The organism is Kushneria sp. Sum13 (assembly GCF_052692355.1).
Window position 1 is genome coordinate 3,157,395 of the sequence record NZ_CP199847.1, and the last position, 23,729, is coordinate 3,181,123.

General features: G+C 60.8%; 23 protein-coding genes. 12 read left to right on the forward strand and 11 right to left on the reverse strand.

Annotated features, from left to right (window positions below; genetic code table 11):
- Positions 1-13: 13 nt before the first annotated feature.
- The 8 genes from ACUN8C_RS14630 to ACUN8C_RS14665 all read right to left on the reverse strand — a co-directional run bounded on the left by ACUN8C_RS14630 (position 14) and on the right by ACUN8C_RS14665 (position 8,634).
- A complete protein-coding gene (locus tag ACUN8C_RS14630) occupies positions 14-1,297 on the reverse strand; it encodes a TRAP transporter large permease (protein ID WP_445619896.1) in 1,284 nt (427 codons plus the stop codon).
- A 13-nt stretch (positions 1,298-1,310) separates the two neighbouring features.
- The gene (locus ACUN8C_RS14635) at positions 1,311-1,778 is read right to left on the reverse strand and encodes a TRAP transporter small permease (RefSeq protein ID WP_445619897.1); all 468 of its coding nucleotides are present in this window, start codon (positions 1,776-1,778) and stop codon (positions 1,311-1,313) included.
- A gap of 100 nt (positions 1,779-1,878) precedes the next feature.
- Complete coding sequence (locus ACUN8C_RS14640; RefSeq protein ID WP_445619898.1) at positions 1,879-2,853, reverse strand: C4-dicarboxylate TRAP transporter substrate-binding protein; 975 nt, start codon at positions 2,851-2,853, stop codon at positions 1,879-1,881.
- Between the two features lie 34 nt (positions 2,854-2,887).
- A complete protein-coding gene (locus tag ACUN8C_RS14645; RefSeq protein ID WP_445619899.1) occupies positions 2,888-4,024 on the reverse strand; it encodes a mannitol dehydrogenase in 1,137 nt (378 codons plus the stop codon).
- Complete coding sequence (locus ACUN8C_RS14650; protein WP_445619900.1) at positions 4,021-5,664, reverse strand: UxaA family hydrolase; 1,644 nt, start codon at positions 5,662-5,664, stop codon at positions 4,021-4,023. Before ACUN8C_RS14650 ends, ACUN8C_RS14645 begins: the two co-directional genes overlap by 4 nt.
- Positions 5,657-6,721: a zinc-binding alcohol dehydrogenase family protein gene (locus tag ACUN8C_RS14655; protein ID WP_445619901.1), complete on the reverse strand. Its 1,065-nt coding sequence runs from the start codon at positions 6,719-6,721 to the stop codon at positions 5,657-5,659. Before ACUN8C_RS14655 ends, ACUN8C_RS14650 begins: the two co-directional genes overlap by 8 nt.
- 258 nt (positions 6,722-6,979) lie before the next feature.
- On the reverse strand, positions 6,980-7,822 hold the full coding sequence (locus tag ACUN8C_RS14660) for a fumarylacetoacetate hydrolase family protein (RefSeq protein ID WP_445619902.1): 843 nt from the start codon (positions 7,820-7,822) through the stop codon (positions 6,980-6,982).
- 44 nt (positions 7,823-7,866) lie between these two features.
- Positions 7,867-8,634 (reverse strand): SDR family oxidoreductase, encoded by a 768-nt coding sequence (locus ACUN8C_RS14665; RefSeq protein ID WP_445619903.1) that lies wholly within the window; start codon positions 8,632-8,634, stop codon positions 7,867-7,869.
- A gap of 159 nt (positions 8,635-8,793) precedes the next feature.
- Between ACUN8C_RS14665 and ACUN8C_RS14670 the strand changes: the two genes are divergently transcribed.
- From ACUN8C_RS14670 to ACUN8C_RS14690, 5 genes are all read left to right on the forward strand, one after another.
- A complete protein-coding gene (locus ACUN8C_RS14670) occupies positions 8,794-9,579 on the forward strand; it encodes a FadR/GntR family transcriptional regulator (RefSeq protein WP_445619904.1) in 786 nt (261 codons plus the stop codon).
- Positions 9,580-9,924: 345 nt separating this feature from the next.
- On the forward strand, positions 9,925-10,449 hold the full coding sequence (locus ACUN8C_RS14675; protein WP_445619905.1) for a hypothetical protein: 525 nt from the start codon (positions 9,925-9,927) through the stop codon (positions 10,447-10,449).
- Positions 10,450-10,635: 186 nt separating this feature from the next.
- Complete coding sequence (locus tag ACUN8C_RS14680; protein ID WP_445619906.1) at positions 10,636-11,448, forward strand: amino acid ABC transporter substrate-binding protein; 813 nt, start codon at positions 10,636-10,638, stop codon at positions 11,446-11,448.
- Between the two features lie 111 nt (positions 11,449-11,559).
- Complete coding sequence (locus ACUN8C_RS14685) at positions 11,560-12,234, forward strand: amino acid ABC transporter permease (protein ID WP_445619907.1); 675 nt, start codon at positions 11,560-11,562, stop codon at positions 12,232-12,234.
- The gene (locus ACUN8C_RS14690) at positions 12,231-12,986 is read left to right on the forward strand and encodes an amino acid ABC transporter ATP-binding protein (RefSeq protein WP_445619908.1); all 756 of its coding nucleotides are present in this window, start codon (positions 12,231-12,233) and stop codon (positions 12,984-12,986) included. The genes ACUN8C_RS14685 and ACUN8C_RS14690 overlap by 4 nt, the downstream gene beginning before the upstream one ends.
- Positions 12,987-13,005: 19 nt before the next feature.
- On the opposite strand, the gene ACUN8C_RS14695 is transcribed toward ACUN8C_RS14690, so the two are convergent.
- A complete protein-coding gene (locus ACUN8C_RS14695; protein ID WP_445619909.1) occupies positions 13,006-14,643 on the reverse strand; it encodes an FGGY-family carbohydrate kinase in 1,638 nt (545 codons plus the stop codon).
- Positions 14,644-14,883: 240 nt separating this feature from the next.
- Between ACUN8C_RS14695 and ACUN8C_RS14700 the strand changes: the two genes are divergently transcribed.
- From ACUN8C_RS14700 to ACUN8C_RS14720, 5 genes are all read left to right on the forward strand, one after another.
- Entirely contained in the window at positions 14,884-15,843 is a 960-nt protein-coding gene (locus tag ACUN8C_RS14700; RefSeq protein ID WP_445619910.1) for an ABC transporter substrate-binding protein, read from the forward strand.
- Between the two features lie 77 nt (positions 15,844-15,920).
- Complete coding sequence (locus tag ACUN8C_RS14705; protein ID WP_445619911.1) at positions 15,921-17,471, forward strand: sugar ABC transporter ATP-binding protein; 1,551 nt, start codon at positions 15,921-15,923, stop codon at positions 17,469-17,471.
- Entirely contained in the window at positions 17,468-18,457 is a 990-nt protein-coding gene (locus ACUN8C_RS14710) for an ABC transporter permease (protein WP_445619912.1), read from the forward strand. Before ACUN8C_RS14705 ends, ACUN8C_RS14710 begins: the two co-directional genes overlap by 4 nt.
- 31 nt (positions 18,458-18,488) lie before the next feature.
- Positions 18,489-19,577 carry a zinc-binding dehydrogenase gene (locus ACUN8C_RS14715; protein WP_445619913.1) on the forward strand — a complete coding sequence of 363 codons (1,089 nt, stop codon included), beginning with the start codon at positions 18,489-18,491 and terminating at the stop codon, positions 19,575-19,577.
- A gap of 11 nt (positions 19,578-19,588) precedes the next feature.
- Positions 19,589-20,341, forward strand: a complete 753-nt coding sequence (locus ACUN8C_RS14720; RefSeq protein ID WP_445619914.1) for an SDR family oxidoreductase — start codon at positions 19,589-19,591, stop codon at positions 20,339-20,341.
- A 334-nt stretch (positions 20,342-20,675) separates the two neighbouring features.
- Here ACUN8C_RS14720 and ACUN8C_RS14725 read toward each other — a convergent pair whose 3' ends face one another.
- Positions 20,676-21,077, reverse strand: coding sequence for a hypothetical protein (locus ACUN8C_RS14725; protein ID WP_445619915.1), 402 nt, complete (start codon positions 21,075-21,077; stop codon positions 20,676-20,678).
- A 166-nt stretch (positions 21,078-21,243) separates the two neighbouring features.
- On the opposite strand from ACUN8C_RS14725, the gene ACUN8C_RS14730 reads away from it, so the two are divergent.
- On the forward strand, positions 21,244-21,714 hold the full coding sequence (locus ACUN8C_RS14730) for a DUF6932 family protein (protein ID WP_445619916.1): 471 nt from the start codon (positions 21,244-21,246) through the stop codon (positions 21,712-21,714).
- Positions 21,711-22,130, forward strand: coding sequence for a helix-turn-helix domain-containing protein (locus ACUN8C_RS14735; RefSeq protein ID WP_445619917.1), 420 nt, complete (start codon positions 21,711-21,713; stop codon positions 22,128-22,130). Before ACUN8C_RS14730 ends, ACUN8C_RS14735 begins: the two co-directional genes overlap by 4 nt.
- Here ACUN8C_RS14735 and ACUN8C_RS14740 read toward each other — a convergent pair.
- Entirely contained in the window at positions 22,108-23,661 is a 1,554-nt protein-coding gene (locus ACUN8C_RS14740) for an alkaline phosphatase D family protein (RefSeq protein WP_445619918.1), read from the reverse strand. The two genes, ACUN8C_RS14735 and ACUN8C_RS14740, sit on opposite strands and share 23 nt — an antisense overlap.
- Positions 23,662-23,729: the final 68 nt, after the last annotated feature.

Here is a 23,729-nt window from a genome sequence, read left to right on the forward strand (position 1 = left end):
CAACACCATGTAATCAGAACACCATGGCCGGCAGCGCCAGCGACAGCGCCGGAATAAACGTCACCAGCAATAGCATGGCCACCAGCAACAGCCAGAAAGGCACCATCGCCCGAATGAAGTCGGGCAACTTCACGCCCGTAATGCTGCAGGTGGTGAACATGACCGTGCCCAGCGGTGGCGTGATGGTGCCTATGGCGGCATTGAAGATAAAAATGATGCCAAAGTGCACCGGATCAATACCGAACTGTGCGGCCACCGGGGCCAGCAGCGGCGACAGTACGATCAGAATCGCATTGCCCTCCAGAAACATCCCAAGTACCAGCAGGATGGCGTTGGCCAGCAGCAAAAAGGCCACGGCGCTGCCCACCTCCGCTGACAGGAACGTCGTAATCGTCTGCGGCACCTGCTCCCAGGTAAGGAAACGGGCAAAGCCGGACGCCACGCAGATGATAAACAGCACGTTCACCGCTGACAGCAGCGACTCGCGTGTGGCCAGTGCAATGGTGGTCGGACGCAGCTCGCGATAGACGAACACCCCCACGATCAGCGCATAGGCCACCGCCATGGCGCCGGCTTCGGTGGGCGTAAAGACGCCGATACGAATGCCGCCAATGACCAGCACCGGCAGCGCCAGCGCAATCAGTCCGGCACGGGTCACGCTGATCCATTCATGGCGCGAGACCCGTTCACGTCGCGGCGGCTGATAGCCGTGACGCCGACATATGATCGACACCATCACCATCATGGCCAGCGCCATGCCGATGCCGGGCACCACGCCCGCCATGAACAGCCGCCCGATCGAAACATTATTCACATAGCCGTAGATGATCAGTGCAATCCCCGGTGGAATGGTCGAGGTAATCAGTGAGGACGCCGCGGTAATGGCCGCCGAAAAGGGGGTGGGATAGCCGCGCGCGTTCATCTGCGGCACCAGCAGCTTGGCGTTCATGGCGGCATCGGCAATATTGGAACCGGACAGCCCGCCCATGAAGGTACTCAGCAGGACGTTGGACTGGGCCAGTCCGCCATGAAAGCGGCGGGTACAAAGCTCGGCCAGGTTCAAAAGCCGGGTGGTAATGCCCGAGTAATTCATGAACACGCCGGCCATGATGAAAAAGGGAATGGCCAGCAGTGACACCGACTCAAGACCACCGGCCAGGCGCTGAATCAGCAGCACCAGCGGCTGTTCGGCGCCAATCAGAAAATATAAAAACGTTGAAAGAAACAGGGCAAAGGCGACCGGGGTGCCCATGAAAAACAGCACCATCAGGGCGCCAAGTGCAGCAAGGACTGCCATAAGCGTCTCGCTCCTATCGCGTGAACAGCCGACGCGCACCGTGATAGAGCATCATGGCGGCACTCAATGGAATGACGAGATACACCCAGAAATAGGGGATCTGAAGCATGGGGGTACTGCGAAAGGCGGCAAAGGGCAGAAGCTTTAATCCCCAATAGAGCATGACGCCGGCGGCAATCATGATCATGACAACGTTAAAGATCCGCTCACGCCAGCGCTCGAGCGGCGCGGGCAGTCGCTCACCGAAAAGCTCGATCAGTACATGCTCGTTGCGGCGCACCAGCGCACTGGCGCCCAGAAAGGTGGCCCAGACCAGCAGCAGCTGCAGCACTTCTTCCGCCCAGGCCAGCGGCGCATTGAGGAAATAGCGCATCAGGGCATTGGCCAGTGCAATGACAAACAGGGCAAAAAGCGCAAGGCTGCCCATCACCTCATCCAGATGCATCAGACGATCCAGTCCGGCCATGACGGTCTTCATCATCCCTCTCCCGCTCCGGGGCACTCATGCACCCGGAGCCTGTATGCGATGGTCGTGATCAGACGCACCCGGGCGCCCGCAATGACAGGCACCCGGTACTAGCTCAGCCATTGATGATGTCGCTGATCTGCTCGTAAAGCCCTGGTGACCACTGCGGAAACGCCTCGGGGATTTCCTTGCGGGCACGCGCCTGGAAAGGCGCAATGTCGATCTCGTTGACCTGAACACCGGCCGCTTTCAAACGCTCGATGTCCTTGTCGTTTTGCGCCATCACCAGCTCGCTTGCGTAGTCGGCAAAGCGCTGGCCGGTCTCGGTCAGAATGCGGCGCTGCTCATCATCCAGCTGCTGCCAGAAGGCCTCGCCGGTCACAAACGGCGTCACGGTCTGCATGTGGCGTGTCAGGTTGAGCTGCTTGACCACTTCATAAAACTTGCCGCCAAAGAGTACCGAGGGGGGATTCTCGACCCCGGAGACCATGCCCTGGGCCAGCGCGGGATAGACATCGCCCAGCGACATCGGGGTAGGAATCCCCCCCATCGCGCGAATGGCCGCGACATACATGGGCGAGTTCTGCACCCGCACCTTCACTCCCTTCAAATCATCAGGCGTCTGCACGGCATTTTTGGACAGCAGCTGGCGCTCGCCGTAGACGACGTTGGGCACCACGATACGATAGCCCTGGGCGTTGAGCTTCTGGTTCTGCTCGGCAAACCATGGCGAATCAAAGACCTTGAGCTTGTCCTCGAAGGTCTCGGAGAGATAGGGCGCATCCAGCACGCTCAGATCCGGCACGGCGTCCATGAAGTTGCTGTAGGCGTTGATGCCGATCAGCGCCGAGCCAAAGCGCGCCTGCTCCATGACCTCGGTTTCAGAGCCCAGCTGACTGGCCGGGAACGGCTGTAGCACCAGATCCCCGTTGCTCTCCTCCTTGACCCATTCGGCCCACTTTTTCACGGCCACGTCGACCGGCTCGCCCGGCTGATTGCCGTAGGCCACCTTGATTTCCGTGGCCGCCAGCGTTGTGGCACTCATGCCCAGTGTTGCCGCGGCGACACAGCCCAGAATGAAATGACGCATGATGCTGACTCCTTTTTGGTGAAGGCGCAGGCGTTTACCGGCGGCCGTCAATCTCCGCTGCCCAGGCACGCACCAGCGGAATATTCATGTCGTGATGCTCGGCCAGCGCCAGCAGCGGCATAACGCGGCGCTGGCACTTGGCCTCGTGGTTCTCGGCGATATCTGCCAGCCGATGATCCAGAAAGGGGTTTTCAAAACGCTCCAGGGTGGTGGCGCGATACGCCGCCGGGTCCAGCGTCGGAAAGGCACGCCCCAACAGCGCAACGACCTCTTCAAGCAGCGCTTCGAGCGGCGCCCGCAGGCGAGGATCAACAATGGCCTCGCGGACCAGCGTGATCTCCCCGGTCAGTGACAGTGACTGCCACTGATGCACCAGAAAGGTGTGGGAAAGATTGAGGATATGAAGCTTTTGCTTTTCAAACGGCTCGACCTCGTCGACCACCTGGACATCCGGATGGCAACAGGGCATCTCCAGCCCCGGCACGCGGCGTACCGCCCAGAGGGCGTAGGGTTCGGCCACGGCGCCGACCGGCTCAAGCGCTTCGGAGACGATGCGGTCCACCAGGGTGTCTACCCACAAACACTGTGTCTCCAGCCAGGCGATAAAACCGTTATCGGCGTAATGCTCAACGGCCAGCTCCAGCATCAGCCGGCGCAGCACCTGACCGTTGTCACTGACCAGCTCGCACGGCATCAGCGTGACGCCGGCCCGGCCGGCCTCAAAACGCGCCCGCAAAAGCTTCAGGAGCCGACAGGGAAAACTGCGTGGCAGCATCTCGCACGGGCTGTCGCCCTCGGCCACCTCATAGCCGCGGTCAGCGGTGTTGGAGACCACATGCGTAATGCGCTCGACAAAAAGTCGCTCGAGGGTTTCCCACTGCTCATCGGCAATCAGACAGCCAGCCAGCGCATCGACCTGATGCGTCTCGTCAATATCCTGACCGTCACGCCGGCCGCGAATCCGCAGCGGATAGACGCTCTGGCGCATCAGGGCGCGCGCCTTGTCACGTCCGGCCGGACGCGGGGAGGACTGCACCACCACAACACGCTTTTGTGACTGGCCCGCGGCTAATGAGGCACTGACGAAAGCATCGACATGGGCCAGCAGAAAGCGGCTGGTCCCGAACTGGAGAATCTCGGCATGCGCATCCTCAAGGACCTCATGGGTCATAGCGACACCCCTCGCTTCCAGGGGATGAAGTCCTGCTGATCCAGCCGGGAGGCACAGCTTCGATAGCGCCCCGAGGCGGTGTCGATGCAGCGCTCCAGCAGCGCATCAGCCAGCGCATCAATGGAAGAGCTGCCTTCCACGATCGGACCGGCATCGAAATCAATGGCATCGAACATGCGCCGAGCCAGTTCGCTGTTGCTGGCGATCTTGAGCACCGGTGTTACCGGGTTGCCGGTGGGCGTTCCCAGCCCCGTGGTGAAAAGCATCAGATTGGCGCCGGAGCCGGCCATCGCCGTGGTGGACTCCACATCGTTGCCCGGCGTACACAAAAGGCTCAGCCCAGGCCGGGTGACCGGCTCGGTGTAATCGAGTACATCCACGATCGGACTGTCACCGCCCTTTCTGGCGGCACCGGCGGATTTCATCGCATCGGTAATCAGGCCGTCGCGGATATTGCCCGGCGAAGGGTTCATGGAGAAATCCGCGCCGACGGCACCGGCATGGCGCTGATAGGCGCTCATCAGGTCACGAAACCGCGTGGCGAGCGCATCGCTGGTGCAGCGCGCCGCCAGCTCATGTTCCACGCCGCAGAGTTCAGGGAACTCGCTGAGAATGCCCGACCCGCCCAGCGCCACCAACCGGTCAACCACACCACCGACCAGCGGATTGGCCGAGATACCGGAGAAGCCGTCCGAACCGCCACATTCGACGCCCAGCACCAGCTTTGAAAGCGGCGCGGGCTGGCGGGTGATCTCGTTGGCCTGGCGCAGGCCGTCAAAGATGGCGCTCAGCGCTTCACGTATCAGGGTCTGTTCATCGCCCAGCGCCTGCTGCTCGAAGAAATGAACGGTACGTGTACCCCTGGGGTCGCGCGCTGCAATCGCCTCTTCCAGCAGGGAAGCTTCGGCGTTCTGACAGCCCAGACTCAACACCGTGGCGCCGGCCACGTTGGGGTGACAGATATAACCAGCCAGCAGCTGGCACAGCGCCCTGGCGTCTTCGCGCGTCCCACCACAGCCCAGCGAATGGGTCAGAAAGCGCACCCCGTCGACATTGGGGAAGGGCGTCTCCATCACCTCCTCGCTGACGTTCTCCTCGGTCAGGGGCTCGCCGTTGAGAAGCGCGCGCGCCATGCGCTTGTAGCGACGGTGCGGGTCATTGCCCAGCGCATCGTTGATGCAGGTGCGCAGCACTTCAATGTTGCGGTTTTCGCAGAAGACCAGCGGCACCACCAGCCAGTAGTTGGCCGTGCCCACGCTGCCATCACCACGGTGAAAACCGTCAAAGGTGCGCCCTTCAAAGGCGGAGATATCCGGCGCCTGCCAGTCGCTACGGCGTGTCCCGCTCTGGGCGCTGTCGGTCACATGTTCCACGTTGTCGATGCCAATACGCCCACCGGCAGCGATCGACTGGGTCGCACGCCCGACCGTCACGCCATACATGATCACGAAATCACCGACGGCCAGCGTCTGATGGGTGAACTTGTGCTTGCGCGCGATGGGCTCTGCCAGATGTATCACCGCCTCGCCGGCCTCTACTTCTGCCCCTGTAGGCAGATCGACAAGCGCGACGCTGACGTTGTCCAGACGATGAATTCTGAGTGTGCGACGAAGGTTCTGAGTGGCAATGACATTACTCATGACGGGCCTCCGGCGTCATTGAGTGATCGGTCTGCGTGCTGTCGTCAAGATTCACCATGCCCTTGATCACACCGGTGGCCGGATCACACCACTTCGCCATGATGCTGGGCATGTCGGCCAGCGGGGCACGGTGGGTGATCATGGCGTGTTCATGGAGTTTTCCGGCCTCCATCAAACGGGTCACCATGTCGAAATCTTCACGCGTGGCATTGCGGCTGCCCAGCAGGGTCAGCTCACGCTTGTGGAAGTCCGGGTCATTGAAGGTGATATCGGCGCGCACCACGCTGACCAGCACATAGCGCCCACCGTGGCCGGCGAAATCGAAACCGCGGTTCATGGCCTGCGGATTGCCGGTAGCGTCAAACACCACGTCGGCCATGGCGCCCTGCGACAGTGAGGCAATGGCATCAAGGCTATCCCCCTCGGCCACATTGAAGGTGTCAACGCCCAGAGTGTCGCGACAAAAGGCCAGTCGACCCTCATGGTTATCCAGCATCATCACCCTTGCGCCCTGAGCCTGCGCCAGCTGCGCCACCCCCATACCGATCGGGCCGGCACCGGCCACCACCACCAGCTCACCCTCGCCCAGCTGACTGCGCCGTACGGCGTGAGCGCCAATGGCCAGGCATTCCACCAGCGCCAGCTGCTCAAAGGAGAGCGTTTGGGAGGTCACCAGATGGCTGACCGGCACCACAAGATATTCAGCCATGCCACCGTCACGATGCACGCCAATGACTTCAAGGTTCTGGCAGCAGTTGGTGCGCCCGCGCTGACAGGCGTTGCACTGACCGCAGTGCAGGTAGGGAATGACATAGGCCCGCTGGCCGACAAGCGCATGATCAACGTCATCACCGGTGGCCACGACCTCGCCGGACAGCTCATGGCCCAGCACGCGCGGATAGCTGAAGTAGGGCTGTCGGCCGCCATAGGCATGGATGTCGGTGCCGCAGATGCCGACGCAGCGGATACGCAGCAGCGCCTGGCCCGGCCCGCACTGCGGCGTATCGGTCTCCTCGAGCATCATCTCTCCTGGTGCGGCACAGACCAGTACTTGCATGTCCTTCTCCCGTAGTTCCAGACGTTGTCAGCCATCACATGGCTAATGGCCTGACCTTTAAACCGATCATAAACCGGCAAGGTCGGAACTCAATTGATCGATAGGTTATGAGACGAAGGCCTAACGACAGCCGCCGAGCGCTTCGAAAAGGACAAAAAGGAAGCTCTGGCAACACCTTCGGCGCATAAAAAAGGCGCTCCCGAAAAGGAAGCGCCACCCTGGACGCGTCGTTGTGTCCTGCCTCCTTTAAGCTCTGGCTCAGGCCTGCACGGTGCGCTGGCACTGCTCGCCCAGACCCTCGATACCCAGACGCATGGTCTGTCCGGGACGCAGATAGACTTTCGGATTCTGTCCCATGCCCACCCCCGGCGGCGTACCGGTCGAGATGACATCACCGGTCTGCAGGCTCATGAAGCGGCTGAGATAGGCCAGCAGATGCGCCACGCCAAAGACCATGGTGCTGGTCGAGCCGTTCTGATAGCGGTGGTCGTCCACCTCGAGCCACATGCCGAGATTACCCGGATCGCTGATCTCATCAGCGGTCACCAGCCAAGGGCCGAGCGGCCCGAAGGTATCGCAGCCCTTGCCCTTGTCCCACGTGCCGCTGCGCTCGAGCTGAAACTCCCGCTCGGAGACGTCGTTGATGACGCAGTAGCCGGCCACATGGTTCATGGCATCGGCTTCATCGATATAGCGCCCGGGGGTGCCGATCACCACGCCAAGCTCGACCTCCCAGTCGGTGCTGCGGGAATCACGGGGAATCTCGATGTCATCGTTGGGCCCGCAGATCGCACTGGTCCATTTGTTGAAGACCACCGGCTCGGCTGGCAGTTCGGCGCCGGTTTCGGCAGCATGATCGGCGTAATTCAGCCCGATACAGATGAACTTGCCGACCCGGCCAACGCAGGGACCGATTCGAGCGCCACTGTCTATTGTGGGCAGGCTCTCCAGATCAAGCCCGGCCAGCGCCTCAAGCTGCGCCGGCAAAAGCGTCTTGCCGGCAATATCTTCCACATGACCGGACAGGTCCCGCAGGCTGCCGTCAGGGGCCACGATGCCCGGTTTTTCAAAGCCCTTCGGCCCGAAGCGCAACAGTTTCATGCCATTCTCCATGAGATAGTGATCAACCAGACAGACGGCGCGGATCAGTTGGACCAGCCGCCGTCGATCATCTGGGTCGTTCCGGTAATAAAGGCAGCCTCATCGCAGGCCAGCCAGGCCACCAGCGCCGCCACTTCCTCGACGCGCCCGAGCCGCCCCATGGGCTGTCGCGCCACGAACTCGGCCATGACCTCCGAGGCAGCAAGCCCTCGCACCGCGGCCTGCGTCTCGATGCGCTCATGCAGGGAGGGAGAGTCCACCGTCCCCGGGCAGATGGCGTTACAGCGAATGCCGTGAGTCATGTAATCGGCCGCCACCGATTTGGTCAGTCCAATGACCGCCGCCTTGGTCGTGCCATAGGCGCACCGGCTGGTGACGCCCTTGATGCTGGAGGCCAGCGACGCCATGTTGATGATGCTGCCGCCGCCCTGGGCCAGCATGCCCGGCAAAAACGACTGAATGGTATGAAACATGGCCGTGACATTGAGTGCCATGGCAAGCTGCCAGGCGCTGTCGTCACACTCCAGCACGCTGCCGTGGTGCACGATGCCGGCGCAATTGAACAGGATGTCGACCGCCCCCACCTCCGAGGCCAGTGCCTGGATGGCCTCACGATCGAGGACATCCAGACCTCGCGGCGTCATGCCTTCAAGGTCGACGAGATGCGATGGATCGAGATCGGTGGCGATGACATGAGCGCCTTCGAGGGCCAGACGCTGCGCCGCGGCACGACCGATGCCCTGACCGGCCGCCGTGACCAGGGCCGTTTTACCCTGCAAACGTTGTGGGAACGAGACCTTGCTGATGTTCATGGCACCTTATCCTTGAGCCATCTGTCGTCCACGGCGCGGATGACATGATCCGTCGATTAAAGCAAAATGCCCAATGGACTGACCTTTACACATTGGTCGCAGCGCCATGTACGATAATGATGTCCCCATGCCCTTCAGCCGCTGGATGAACGTTTCTCGATGCCACTCAAGACCATTCGCAATGCGCGCCTTTACCGACAGATTGCCGATCAGTTGCATGATCTGATCGAGGAAGGTGAATTTCCGCCGGGCAGCCTGCTGCCGCCGGAACGTGAACTGGCCCAGACGCTAGGGGTCAGTCGTGCCTCGGTTCGTGAGGCCCTGATTGCACTGGAAGTCATCGGACAGGTCGAGGTTAGGGTCGGCCATGGCGTGCTGGTGGGACCACTGGTGCCGCGTGGCGGTCAATCCATCCTGCACACGGCAGCAAGGCAGCATCCCTGGTCGCTGGACCCAGAGCTCGAGCAGGAGTTTGCCTCTCAGGGCGATGAGGAGATTCCTCCCTTTGCCCTGCTGGAAGCGCGGCGACTGGTCGAGCCCGAAGCCGCGGCGCTTGCGGCCTCCAACATGACCCCGGAGATGTTGTCAGGGATAGAAGAGGCCTACGAACGCCACGTGGCGGATAACGACGAAGAAGTGGACGAGCGCCATCAGGGCATTCCCTACACGGCCAACCATACCGGGGATCGCCTGTTTCATGTCCGCATCGCCCAGGCCAGCGGCAACCCGGCCTACGCCCTGCTCATTCGCCATATTCTCGGGCATCAATACGGCGTCATGTTTCGTCGTCTGCAGGACCTTTACCTCACGACCGACATGAAAAGGCGCTCCCGCGAGCAGCATCTTCGCATCCTCAATGCCCTGCGCCAGCAGGATTCAGAACGCGCCCGACGCGCCATGGCGATGCATCTTGATGACGTCATCACCATCTTTTTCGATAGCTGAAAAAAAAACGGTTGCATAGTCTCTTTTCATGACACCACATTCCCTGAGCGGCGCAGGCCGCCGGGATCGGCCATGTCTCTGGTTCACAACGCTTTATGGCTTTTAAAACCGACACAGGTTGATAACCTGTGTTAAGGAATGCCGACCCTATAGAAGGTAGCCTCTCACTTCAAAGCGTGATATCAATGCCAGAACGTCTCCCTGTGCCATGGCCCTCTGCGCCATGAAAAGGGTTTCCAGCGCCCTTTCCATATGTCTTGAATCGTTGTACCCCGGCATCTCCCCCTCACTTCTTTACCCGACATTCGAACCGCTCGCGCGGCGCACTACTGAAGGCAGAGGAACATGAAAGACCTGAACCGTGTATTCAAACACTATCAGCAGCAGGTCGGCAGGAGCCCCCTGCGCCCTCACTCCGTCCAGGAACAGAGCGATGATGCCGACCCTGATGAGCCGGCAGGCTTTGATGAGATTGCCCAGCGCATTCTGATTCCTTCCATGGAGTGGGCGCGCGATATCGCGGCTGGTAATCACTACGCCAGCGAAATTCACGTGCACTGCGAGAATGAATCGAGCCACCGCGAGATCGAGGCCGTCGAGTTTCATCTGCTGCCGGTTCAGCACGTCACCATGAAACGGGGCTTTACCAACTTCAATCATCTGCGCATCAGCCATGACGCCGATCATGACGGCCTGCGCATTGATCGAAGCTTCATGAGACATCACCGCCATGAAGAGCAGGGGGAATCCTGGATTTCGTGTGGCGATCTCACCCAGGACAAGGTGCAGGACATCATCGCGGACTTCATCGAGATGGTGCTTGCCAACCAGCTCGACAACGAAGCCGACCCCAGCCTGGCCTCGTTTTAAGGCGCAAGCGTTCCTTTACCGCTACCGGCCCTGTCCGGACGCTGCCGCCCGAGCGCGGCAGGCGCCTGCACCATAGTTAAAAACCCCTTCGCATATAAAAACTTTTTCTTATTCCTTTAAGGAAGGTTGCGGTACGCTACGCGTATTCGGCGCCCGAAGGCGCATTCGCTTTTAAAGGAGCATCACATGACAGCGTTTAAAACACTGGCCAGAACGCTTGCCATCACCTCACTGGGGCTGACAACCCTGCTGGGCGCCGCGGCAGCCGCTCAGGCCGACACCCTGCGTGTGGGCATGTCCGGCGGGTATTATCCCTTTACCTTCGTGGATCACGACAAGCTTCAGGGCTTTGAAGTGGACGTGCTCAACGCCATCGGCAAGCAGACCGGTGATGACATTAAGTTCGTCACCGCCAGCTTCTCGGGTCTGGCCGGCATGCTGGACTCCGGTCGTATCGATACCATCGCCAATCAGATCACCATCACACCGGAGCGTCAGGCCAAGTACGCCTTCTCCGAGCCCTACGTCTATGACGGTGCGCAGGTGGTGGTCAAAAAGGGCAACGACGACATTCACGGCGTCGAGGATCTCAAGGGCAAGACAGTGATCATGAACCTGGGCTCGAACTACGAGACCCTGCTCAAGGCGCTGCCCTACGCCGATGAGATCGACATCAAGACCTATGAGTCCAACATCGAGCAGGATGTGGCGCTGGGCCGCGCCGATGCCTTCGTAATGGACCGCACCAGCGCCACCCAGGTGATCAAGGACAAGCCACTGCCGCTGCAGCTGGCCGGACAGCCCTTCTCGAAGATCGAAAACGCCCTGCCGTTTCGCAATAATGATGCCGGCCACGCCCAGCGTGATCGCGTGAACAAGGCGCTTGAAACCCTGCGTCAAAATGGCGAGCTCAAGGCGATTTCCGAAAAGTGGTTTGGCGATGATATTACCAGCGCCCCGGAAGCCCCGGAGTCGGAAAAGACCAGCAGCGACGCCTGATCAGCGCTATGCTCTGCCCAATGGCCCCGGCATGTCCGGGGCGTTTTGTTTTTCACCCTCAGGTGACTCGCCCACTGTTGGCGCGGGCCGCTCGTTTTAAAGCGCATCGCCATGCAAGCACTCAACCTTGATTACATGGTCGGGCTGGTGCCCGTCCTGCTGGGCTATCTCCCACTGACGCTGGGCATGGCCGCCGCGGGCATGGTCTGTGCCCTGATACTGTCATGTGGACTGGCCGTCATTCGCGTCTCGCGCCTGCCGGTGCTCAATCAGGCCGCACAGCTTTTCATCTCGTTTTTCCGCGGCACCCCGCTTCTGGTACAGCTCTTTTTGTTTTATTACGGGCTGCCGCAGTTTCTCTCCTTTCTGGTCTCCATCAATGGCGTAACCGCGACCATCATGGGCCTGACCCTACACTTTTCGGCCTACATGGCCGAATCGATCCGTGCCGCCATCACCGGCATTGATCGCAGCCAGACCGAGGCGGCCCAGTCGATCGGCATGACCCAGAGTCAGACGATGCGTCGCATCATCCTGCCTCAGGCCACGCGCGTGGCCACACCCACACTGATGAACTACTTCATCGACATGATCAAGTCGACGTCGCTGGCCTTTACGCTGGGCGTGACCGAGCTGATGGGCGCGACGCAAAAGGAAGCCGCCAGCAGCTTTCTCTACTTCGAGGCCTTTCTGGTCGTGGCGTTGATCTACTGGATCATTGTCGAGGCGCTGTCCTGGTGTCAGAAGCGGCTGGAAAAACGTCTTAACCGGGCCTACCTGCGATGATTGCACTCAAGGGCATTACCAAACACTTTGGCGAGCATACCGTGCTTGACGGGATCGACCTGTCGCTTGCGCGCGGCGAAATTATCGTGGTCATCGGCCCGTCCGGCACCGGCAAGTCGACCCTGCTGCGCTGCGTCAACTTTCTCGAGCGCCCCGACGCCGGGCAGCTGACCGTCGGGGATCTGAGCGTGGACGCCGCCCGCGCCACCAGCGACGACATCCTCGGTCTGCGCCGGCGCACAGCCTTTGTGTTTCAAAACTATGCGCTGTTTGCCCACAAGACGGCGCTGGAGAACATAGCCGAGCGCATGATCGTGGTCGAAGGGCTCTCAAAGCGTGAGGCGCATGCCCGCGCCCGCGAGATCCTCGAGCGTATTGGCATGGCCGACAAGGCCGACGCTTATCCGGCGGCGCTCTCCGGCGGACAGCAGCAGCGCATCGGCATCGGCCGCGCCATGGCGGCGAAGGCCGAGGTCATTTTATTTGACGAGCCGACCTCGGCGCTGGACCCGGAGTGGGTCGAGGAAGTCCTGGCGCTGATGAAACAGCTCGCCGCCGAGCAGCAGACCATGATCGTGGTCACCCATGAGATGCAGTTTGCCCGCGAAGTGGCCGATCAGGTCGTGTTCATGGAGGGCGGTCGCATCGTCGAACAGGCGCCGCCATCGGAGCTTTTCACCAACCCGCGTGATGAGCGCACCCGCAGCTTCCTGCGCAAGGTGCTTGCCGACAACGCGCCGTCAGACGCCTGACGGTGCGCCGCTGCCCTTATCAGCCTTCTGATCGGCGCGTCTCCATGAGCTCGCGATAGCGCAGCTGATCGGCGTGCATCTGGCGATAGACCCGGTACTTGGCATCGAAAAAGTCCCGCCGGGTCACGTCCGGCAGGATGGTACGGGCCGTCGCGCTCATCGCCGCGGCCGCCTGGCGAAGCCCGGGGTGATCACCACAGGCGGTGGCCGCCAGCATGGCGCTGCCCAGCAATACCGTCTCGCGCTCCTCGGGCAGCTCGATCGCAAGCCCCGTGGCATCGCTTAACTCCTTCAACCAGCGCGCGTTCTTGAGCGCCCCGCCACACAGGCGCAGCCGCTTGATGGCATGGCCGTGCTCGTTGAGCGTCTCGACAATATGTCGCGTGCCCAGGCAGACGGCCTGCAGCGTGGCCAGATAGCGCACCGCCAGCGCGTCAATATCACGATCAAGCGTCACACCGCTGATCATGCCGGTCAGTGAGGCATCCGCCAGCGGCGAGCGATTGCCGTGGTGATAGTCCAGCACGTGCAGATGCCGGGTCAGCTCGTCGCGACCCTCCTCCTCCAGTGCATCCAGCCGGCGATTGAGCAGTTCGAAATGGGTGACCTCGGCGGCCTCTGCCGCGGCCATCAGGGGTTCAACCGCCCCACTGTCGGCAATCACGTGATCGATCAGCGCCCCCACTGCACTCTGACCGCCCTCGTTGATCCAGCCGTCCGGCAGCACCGCCCCCCAGTACGGCCCCCATACCCCGGGCACGAAGCAGGAATCATGTGAAAAGGCGATATGACAGGCCGACGTCCCGGCGATCACGGCCAGACTGCCCTCCGGGTCATCGCCCAGCATGCCGAGTGCCCCGGCGTGGGCGTCAATCAGCCCGGTGGCCACAACCGTGTCAGAAGACAGCCCCATCGCCTCGGCGGCTTCAGGGGAAAGCGTACCGGCCAGGGAGCCGGGCGCGCGAATCTCGCCCTGCATGGCCGGGCGCGACATCAGCTCATCGAGCCCGAGCCGTTCGAGCAGGTCCTCGGGCCAGCGGCCTTCATGCGCGAGATAAAGCCACTTGCAGACCTGAGTGCAGACGCTGCGCTCCGGCTCGTGGGTGCCGTCCAGATCACGGCTGTCCAGATCACCTACCGCGCGCGCGACCATAAAATCGGCCAGATCGAGAAAGAGCGCAGCACGCTCGAACTGATCCGGCCGCTGGCGGTTGAGCCACAAAAGCTTGGGCAGCTCCAGCTCCGGGCTGACCTGCCCGCCGATGTACTTAAGCGAAGGGTGGCCGGTATCCGCAATCTCGCGCGCTTCCTCAATGGCGCGATGGTCCATCCACATGACGATGTTATGGGCGTCATCGTTGTCCGGCGACACCGATACCGGCGCGCCCTTTTCATCCAGCGCCACCAGCGAACAGGTGGCATCGAAGCCGATGGCTCGCACCGCCTCACCATCAATGCCGGCCTTTTTCACGGCCTCGCGCACGGCCGCGACGCACTGCGACCAGATGTTGTCGCTGGACTGCTCGACAAACCCGGCCCGCGGCCGGTACTGCTCGATGGCCTGCGCAGCCTGCGCCAGACAGCATCCGCGCGCATCGAACACGCCGGCCCTGACGCTGGCCGACCCCACATCGATTCCCAGGTAATAGGCGCTCATGACGGCTCCTGATAATGGCGTGGCGCTACCCTGACACATTGCCACAGCACCTGCCCTGCCGACCTTGGTCCAATCACCCAAAGGCGAATTGCAAGTGCGTGTAAAACGACGCTAAATACCAAATGACAACGTTAACATTGATGCGTCCAGCCGGTGGAGCGGTGACATGAAGGGACGCTGCCAGCGTTGTTGATCGCCCATGGCGCGTGCCATGCCTTCATGATCAGCCGGGAAAACACCATGCCCATCACGATTCCAAGCGCCAAAGGCCTTCTGGGCGCCGCCCTTGTCACGACACTGCTGGCCTCGCCCACAATTGCGCTGGCCAGTGCCGGCGACAAGGCCCATGACAAGCCCGACGACGAGCTCGTCATCGGCATGTCCTTTCAGGAACTCAACAACGTCTACTTCGTGACCATGCAGCGCGCGCTGCAGGAAGCCGCCAACGACATGGGCGCGAAGCTCGTCTTCACCGACGCCCGCCACGACATCTCCAAACAGATCAACGATGTCGAGGACATGCTCCAGCGCGGGATCGATATTCTGCTGCTCAACCCGACCGACTCGGTCGGCATTCAGTCGGCGGTGCTGTCGGCTCATGACGCCGGCGTGCCGGTCGTGGCGGTGGATGCCCAGGCCGAAGGCCCGATCGATGGCTTCGTGGGCTCGAAGAACTTCGATGCCGGCTACAAGGCCTGCCACTACATGGGCGAGAAGCTCGATGGCAAGGGCAAGGTCGCCATTCTTGACGGCATTCCGGTGGTGCCGATTCTTCAGCGCGTTGAAGGCTGCGAGAAGGCACTCGGCGAGTTTGACGGCATCGAGGTGGTCGACAAGCAAAACGGCCATCAGGAGCGCTCCACTGCCATGAACGTCACCGAGAACATGCTGCAGGCCCATCCGGATCTGGCCGGCATCTTCAGCGTCAACGACGTGGGCTCGCTCGGCGCGCTGGTCGCCATTCAGTCCTCCGGCAATGACGTGAAACTGGCCAGCGTTGACGGCAACCCGGAAGCGGTCAAGGCCATGCAACAGCCCAACTCGCCACTGATCGCAATCGCCGCCCAGCACCCCGCCACCATGGTGACTCAGGCTCTGGAACTGGCCGTGAAGAAGTACCGCGGTGAAGAATCCCCCAGCGAGGTGCCGATCGACGTCACGCTGGTGACTGCCGACAACGCGGCCGACTTTCATTGGTAACACGGCCACTGTTAAACCGGCACGGGTAACCCTGATATCACTGACCGGTCGCGCTTCGGCGCGACCTGGAGGTTCACATGGCCCTGCTTGCCCTGGAAAAGGTCAGCAAAGCGTTTCCTGGCGTGCGTGCGCTGCATGACGTCAGCCTCAAGGTCGAAGCCGGCGAGATCCACGCCCTGCTGGGCGAAAACGGCGCCGGCAAGTCAACGCTGATGAAGATCCTCTGCGGCATTTACCAGCCCGACAGCGGCGATATCCTGATCGACGGCAAGGTCCAGCACTTTTCGAGCTATCGCCGCGCCTGCGCCGCCGGCGTGGGGATCGTCTTTCAGGAATTCAGCCTGATTCCCGGCCTTTCCGTAGTGGATAACATCTTTCTGGGGCGCGAACCCCGCAATCGATTCGGGTTGATCCGTCATGGCGAGATGGTGGCCCAGGCCCAGGCCCTGTTCGAGCGGCTGGGCATCGACATCGATCCGCTGATTCGCGTCCATCACCTGAGCGTGGCCGACCAGCAGTTTGTCGAGATCGCCAAGGCGCTGTCGCTCAATGCCCGCGTGCTCGTGCTGGATGAACCCACCGCCCCGCTCACCCCAAACGAAGTCGAGCGGCTCTTTGCCATCATGCGCCAGCTGCGCGAACAGGGCGTGGCGATGGTGTTCATCTCTCACCACATGGAAGAGATTTTCGAGATTTGCGATCGGGTGACCGTGCTGCGCGACGGTGAATACGTCACCACGTTCAACGTGACCGAGACCGATGCCGGTGCGCTGGTTGAGCAGATGGTTGGTCGACGGGTCGACAACATCTTTCCCGAGCGCCAGACCCCACCAACCACGGACGACGTCGTGCTCGATGCCCGCATTCGCATGGTTGGTCGTAAGCATACCGACCACATCCGGCTGGCCCGCGGCGAGATTTTAGGATTTGCCGGGCTGGTCGGTTCCGGGCGCAGCGAGATGGCGCTGGCCATGATCGGCGCCCATCCGGTGGCCGAACGGCACATGCAGCTTGAGGGCCAGACGGTGACGCTCAGGTCTCCCGCTGACGCACTCAAACGCGGCATCGGCCTGCTGCCGGAAAACCGCAAGCAGCAGGGGCTGATCCTGCCCTTTACCTGCGCGGACAACATTTCGATCAACCATCTCGAGCGCTTTCACACCGCCGCCGGGCTGATCAGCCGGCGACGCGAGCGTGAGGCGGCCGAGACGCTGATGGACCGGGTGCGGGTCAAGGCCCCGGGCAGTGACACCGTGGTCGGCACGCTCTCCGGCGGCAACCAGCAAAAGGTGGTCATCGCCCGCTGGCTGGAGCGCGGCTGCCGGGTACTGATCTTTGACGAGCCGACCCGCGGCATTGATGTGGGCGCCAAGTCCGAGATCTACGCGCTGATGAAAACGCTCACCGCCCAGGGCATCTCGATTGTCATGATCTCCTCGGAGCTGCCCGAAATCACCGGCCTGTGCGACCGCGTACTGGTGTTCAACCACGGCCACGTGGTGGCCGAGCTGGCCGGCCGTGAGATCGAGGCCGGCACCATCATAACCCACGCTACACGCCAGATTTCCCTGGATAACCCGACCGGGGCCGCCAGCGAACCGGCCGCCGCCATGGAGCGCGCCTCATGACCACACCAACCTCAACCTCATCGGTTAATCCCAAACCCCGACGCCAGCGACGTTCGCGCGCCTCGCGACTGCTGCATTCGCCGGTCTTTTTCCCGCTGATCGGGTTTATCGCCGTGTTCATCGTCATGGCACTGGTCAATGACAACTTCCTGCTGGCCAACAACCTCTCCAACGTGGCCCGCCAGGGCGCGATCATTGGCATCATCGCCGTGGGCATGAGCTTTGCGATCTTCACCGGCGGGATTGATCTCTCGGTCGGGCCGGTGATGGCGCTGTCCGGCACCATCATGGCGGGGCTGATGGCCGCCGGCTGGCCGCCCACCGTGGCGGTCATTGCCGGGATTTTGCTGGGCATGGTCTTTGGCGCCTTCAACGGCGCCTGCGTGGCCTTTGCCCGCATGCCACCGATCATCGTGACGCTGGCCACCATGGGCATCGCCCGCGGGCTGGGGCTGATCTACACCGGCGGCTACCCGATCTCGGGCCTGCCGGCCGGCTTTGCCTTCTTCGGTCGCGGTGAGGTGCTGGGCATTCAGGCACCCATCGTGATCATGCTGCTGGTCTACCTGGTGGCCTACGTGGTGCTGCACCACACCTCCTTTGGCCGCTACGTCTACGCCATCGGCGGCAACGAGGAAGCCACTCGCCTGACCGGCATTCGCGTGCCGCGCTACAAGCTGATGGTCTACACCATCAGCGGCCTGACTGCGGCGATCGCGGGGCTGGTCATCACCTCCCGCCTGATGAGCGGCCAGCCCAACGCCGGCACCGGCTTCGAGCTGGATGCCATTGCCGCCGTGGTGCTGGGCGGCGCGGCGATTGCCGGTGGGCGCGGCGCGATTATCGGCACCCTGGTCGGCGCCATGCTGCTGGCGATTTTGAACAACGGCCTCAACCTGATGGGCGTGTCGCCCTACCTTCAGGACGTGGTCAAGGGCGGCATCATTTTGCTCGCCATTTATATCGGGCGCGGTCGCAACGCCTGACCCTCACCTCTTTTATGACAGGAGTTAGAACATGACCGATGCAACCGCCAACGCCACCATGCAGGCCGTGGTCTGCCACGCCCCCAACGACTACCGACTGGAATTGGTGGCCCGCCCGACCGCCGGGCCGGGGGAAGTGATTCTGAAAATCGGCGCCTGCGGCATCTGCGCCAGCGACGTGAAATGTCGCGGCGGCGCCGAAATGTTCTGGGGCGGCAACGGTCAGCCCGCCTGGGTGAAGGCACCGGTCGTCGCCGGTCACGAGTTTTTCGGTGAAGTGATCGAGATGGGCCCGGGCGCGGAGGAGCACTTTGACGTGCGTGTGGGCGATCAGGCGATTGCCGAGCAGATCGTGCCGTGCGGCAAGTGCCGTTACTGCGACAGCGGCCACTACTGGATGTGCGAGGTGCATAACATCCTCGGCTTTCAGCACGAGGTCGCCGAAGGCGGCATGGCCGAGTACATGCGCATCCCCGCCAGGGCGCGCCTGCACCGCATTCCGGAAAGCCTGAACCTGGCGCAGTCCGCCTTTATCGAACCGCTGGCCTGTGGCATTCACGCCGTCAATCGCGGCGACATCCAGCTGGATGACACCGTGGTGATCGCCGGTGCCGGCCCGATCGGTCTGGCCATGGTGCAGGTCGCACTGCTCAAGACACCCAAACAGCTGATCGTGGTCGACATGATCGATGAGCGCCTGGCACTGGCCAAACGCTATGGGGCGGATGTGGTGCTCAACCCGTCAAAGGATGACGTCAACGCCCGCGTGAAGGAGCTGACCGGCGGCTACGGCTGCGATGTCTATATCGAAGCAACCGGCGCGCCCAGCGGCGTGCGTCAGGGGCTCGAGATCATCCGCAAGCTGGGCCGCTTTGTGGAGTTCAGCGTGTTCGGCAAGGAGACCACGGTGGACTGGTCGATCATCGGCGATCGCAAGGAGCTCGACGTGCGCGGCGCGCACCTCTCCCCGCACACCTTCCCGGTGGCGATCGACCTGATGGCGCGCGGGCTGGTGACCACCGACGGCATCGTTACCCACGAGCTGCCGCTGGCCGAGTTCGAGGAAGGTTTCCGCATGGCGACCGCCGCTGAATCCATCAAGGTGCTGCTGGTACCGTGAGCGAGGCCACCATGAGCGAGACTCTGACTACCACGCAATACGCCGGCCTCAGGGGCCGGCGCTATCTGGTCACCGGCGCGACCAGCGGCATTGGCCAGGCCGTGGCGCTGGCCCTGCGCGAACAGCATGCCGAAGTGATTGCCCTCGGGCGCAACCCTGAGGCGCTGGCGGCACTTGAAGACGCCGGCTGCACCACCTGCGCGCTGGAGCTGACCGACACCCGAACCCTTGAGCGCACCATCGAAGAGCACGGCCCGTTTGACGGACTGGTCAACAGCGCCGGTATCACCCATGTGGAACCGGCCCTGACCCTGCCGGCGGAAGCGATCGATCAGGTGTTTCACACCAACGCCCGCGCCGCCGCCATCGCCGCCCGCTGCGTGGCGCGCGGCATGATCGACGCCAATAAAGGCGGCAGCATCGTCAACGTCTCGAGTCAGGCATCGCTGGTGGGGCTGGATGATCACCTGGCCTACAGCGCCTCCAAGGCGGCGATGGACGCCATCACCCGGTCGCTGTGTCTGGAATGGGGCGCGCACGACATCCGGGTCAACAGCGTCAACCCCACCGTCACGCTCACGCCCATGGCGCAGAAGGTGTGGTCCGCACCGGAAAAGCGCGACCCGATGCTGGCGACCATCCCGCTGCATCGTTTTGCGGAACTGGAAGATGTGGTCGAACCGATCCTCTTTCTGCTCAGCGACGGTGCCGCCATGATCAGCGGCGTGTGTCTGCCAATCGATGGGGGGTATACGGCGAGGTAGGGTCTGCTGCGCTCTGTCACCTTAGGGTAGAGGCAGGGTTTTGGAGTGCAGACCGCCGCCGGCAGCTTGGCGCTACTGCCAATGTCGCGATGGAGAATGAGATCTATCGGCTCAACGGCTTGGGTGCCGTAAGCCGCGTAAATCTGAATAAGATGGCGACAAACCAAGTGTGGATAAAGAGAAGGATTGGCTAACCGAGTCGGTCGAAGGCAGGCGTGGCGCTGGCGGTGAAGCAAGTACACCACAAAAAATAAAAAACGCCGAGCCAGCAGTCTGGCTCGGCGTTTTGGTTGTTATGATCATAGATTTTATTGATGCATAGTTAATATGCTTTTTAGATAAGCCTTTCATTAAACTTATTAGCTGCCGTAGAAACAATAGTAGCAAGATCTTTATCCCAACCGTTCTGAACTAGCTTCTCCACCGTGAACGGCTTTGGAAACCGTAGAATAATTGCCAGAACACATAGAAATACCGGCGTCACTCTCCAAAAAGTTTTCCGATTTGCATAAATATGCGCGACAAATTCTTTCAGAACCCCTTCATGCTTAACTAAAATTTCGTCAATTTTTTCGATATCACTTATTTCAGCAGCATCTAAATACCAAACAATGATTTCTAGCTGATAATCCGGAAAATCAGGCCAAAAACCTGTTGCCATTGCAAACCCGTAAAATTCCATCACAGGCTTCGAGTTGTAAACGTATTCAACTATCTGGTCTTTGCTGAATGTCATTCTAACTCCTTGCTATCGATAAGTTATCTAATATTGAACACAGTGGTGCCATTGGAATGGCCAAGGGGAGGCCATGAAAATGGCAGCCGGCAGCCATCAATCAAGTACTGCTGTGCGTTGCTTTGCATCGATTGCAAAAATCATCAAAAAATGTTAAAAGAAGGCAATGCACAACAATTTTGTTGGGGAAAACATGATCCCGGATTTTGATAATAATGGCAACCTACCTGAAGGGATTCATTTTTCCACAATGGATCAACTGATTGAACGCTTTGGTTACAATCCTAAACGAGCCTGGTTGATCGACGGACTTAAGCTTTTAATTGCATCGCTTGAACATGCAAATTGTTCTTTAATTTATATAGACGGAAGTTTCGTCACATCTAAAGAGATACCAGGTGACTATGATTTGTGCTGGAGCCTCAATGGAGTGGTAGAAAAAAATATTGACAAAGCACTCCTTGATTTTACCCAAATGGGTAGAGAGAGAATGCAAGAAAAGTATCGGGGAGACATTTTTCCTGCCGAATTACCAGAAGGTGACTCCGGTAAGTTGTTCGTTGATTTTTTTCAAGTAGATAAAAACACCGGTGAGAAAAAAGGTATCGTGGCGATCGAATTAGGAGCCGCATCATGATAAAGAACAGCAAGCAATTATCTCTAACCAAGAAAAGAATTGAGGAATTTTCTGACACTATCCGTAAGCTGCAGTCAGAAGAGCCTACACTCTCCCCTTTGCTTGCTAAAGCGCAAATTGACGCTCTGGCTTGCCAAAGGAATGAGCTCATTGGTCAAGTAGAAGATTACGAATTGCTTTTATCGGGCGACTTAGCTGTTTTCGACGTAAATAGCATTTCTGATCTTCCACGGTCACTTATTATGTCCAGAATATCTATGGGGCTTACACAAAAGGACCTTGCAGACCGGCTCGGCATGAAAGAACAGCAAATTCAAAGATATGAAAACACTGAGTACAGCTCTGCCAGCTTTAAAACTTTAGTTTCTATCGTTGAAGCTTTAGATTTAAAAATCACACCTGCGTGTGCAGGGTAGTACCGTCACTGTCCTTGAGCCGGACTGTCAGCGACTCGCTTTCGCCGTCGAGATCCACCTGGCCAAAGAACTGATAGCCCGCCGAGGGGGGCAGGTTCTTCTGACCCTCGGGGGGCGCCTTGTGGAAGACGACCTCGGGGCCAAAGGTGGCATCCATCTCGCTGGGGCCGAAGGTGCCGGCGTGGAGCGGGCCGCTGACGAACTCCCAGAACGGTTTGAACTGCTTGAACGCGGCGCGCTCCGGCGCGTAGTGGTGCGCGGCGGTGTAGTGCACGTCAGCAGTGAACCAGACCACGTTGCGGATATCGTCGTCGCGGATCGCCTGCAGCAGCCGGGCGATCTCCAGCTCGCGGCCCAGCGGCTGGCCGGGATCATTGTTGGCAATCGCCTCAAAATGGTCACCATCCGGCACCACCATGCCGATGGGCATGTCGGCGGCGATAATCTTCCAGGTCGCGGTGGAGTCATTAAGCGACTGACGCAGCCAGCGAAACTGGTTCTCGCCGAGAAACGCGGTCGCGCTTGATGCGTTTGATTGCAGATTGGTGCTGTTGGGGCCGCGATAGCTGCGCATGTCGAGCATGAAGACTTCCATGCCCGGGCCGTAGGAGAAACGCCGGTAGATGCGCTGCGGGGCCTCGGTGGTCATACGGATCGGCATGTACTCGACGAACGCCTGCCGGGCGCGGGCCGAGAGCAGGGCCACGTTTTTCTCGCTGTAGCGCTCATCATCAAGAATTTCCTGCGGATACCAGTTATTGACCGTTTCGTGGTCATCCCACTGGGCCAGCATCGGCACCTCCGCGGCGAAGCGGCGGAAATTGACGTCGAGATGATTGTAGGCGTGCTGACCGCGATACTCTGCAAGCGTTTCGGCCACCTTCTGCTTGGCCGGCGTCACCAGATTGCGCCAGGTACTGCCGTCATCCAGCGCCACCTCTGCCTCCAGAGGCCCATCGGCATAGACGCTGTCGCCGGAGTGGATGAAAAAGTCCGGCTGAACCCTGCGCATCGCCTCCCAGGTGCGCATGCCACCGCGCGACTCATCGATGCCCCAACCCTGCCCCACCACATCACCGGACCAGACAAAGCGCAGGTTGCGGGGTGTGGTCGGCGGCAGGCGCAGCTGCCCCACCACCGGCTCACCCATCGCGTGTTTATCGCCGAGCGCGGCGAAGCGCACGCGATAGTGCACCTGATCCATGCCGTTCAGGCCGGTGGCGTCGATCTTGCCGATCAGATCGCTGCCGGGCAGAACATCAACGGGCGCAAGCTGGCGTGCACCGCGAAACTCGGGGTTGTCAGCAACATCGACCCACATGCGTGACGGCATACTGGCTCGCCCCCACAGCATGGCGCGATCAAACAGCATGTCGCCGCTCATGACGCTGCCCTGCACCGTTGGACGCCTGCCTTCGGCGAGCACGATCGCCGGTGCGCCGAGCAGCCCCATCCCCGCCAGCCCCACACTCATCTGGCCGCTGGTGATCAGAAAGTCGCGTCGCGTCAGGATTCGGGAAGGCTTCGTCATGCGTGGTGTCCTCTCGCGTTATGGGGGATCGGCCTCGGGAAGAGCAGCCTAAAGGCGTTAAATGACAG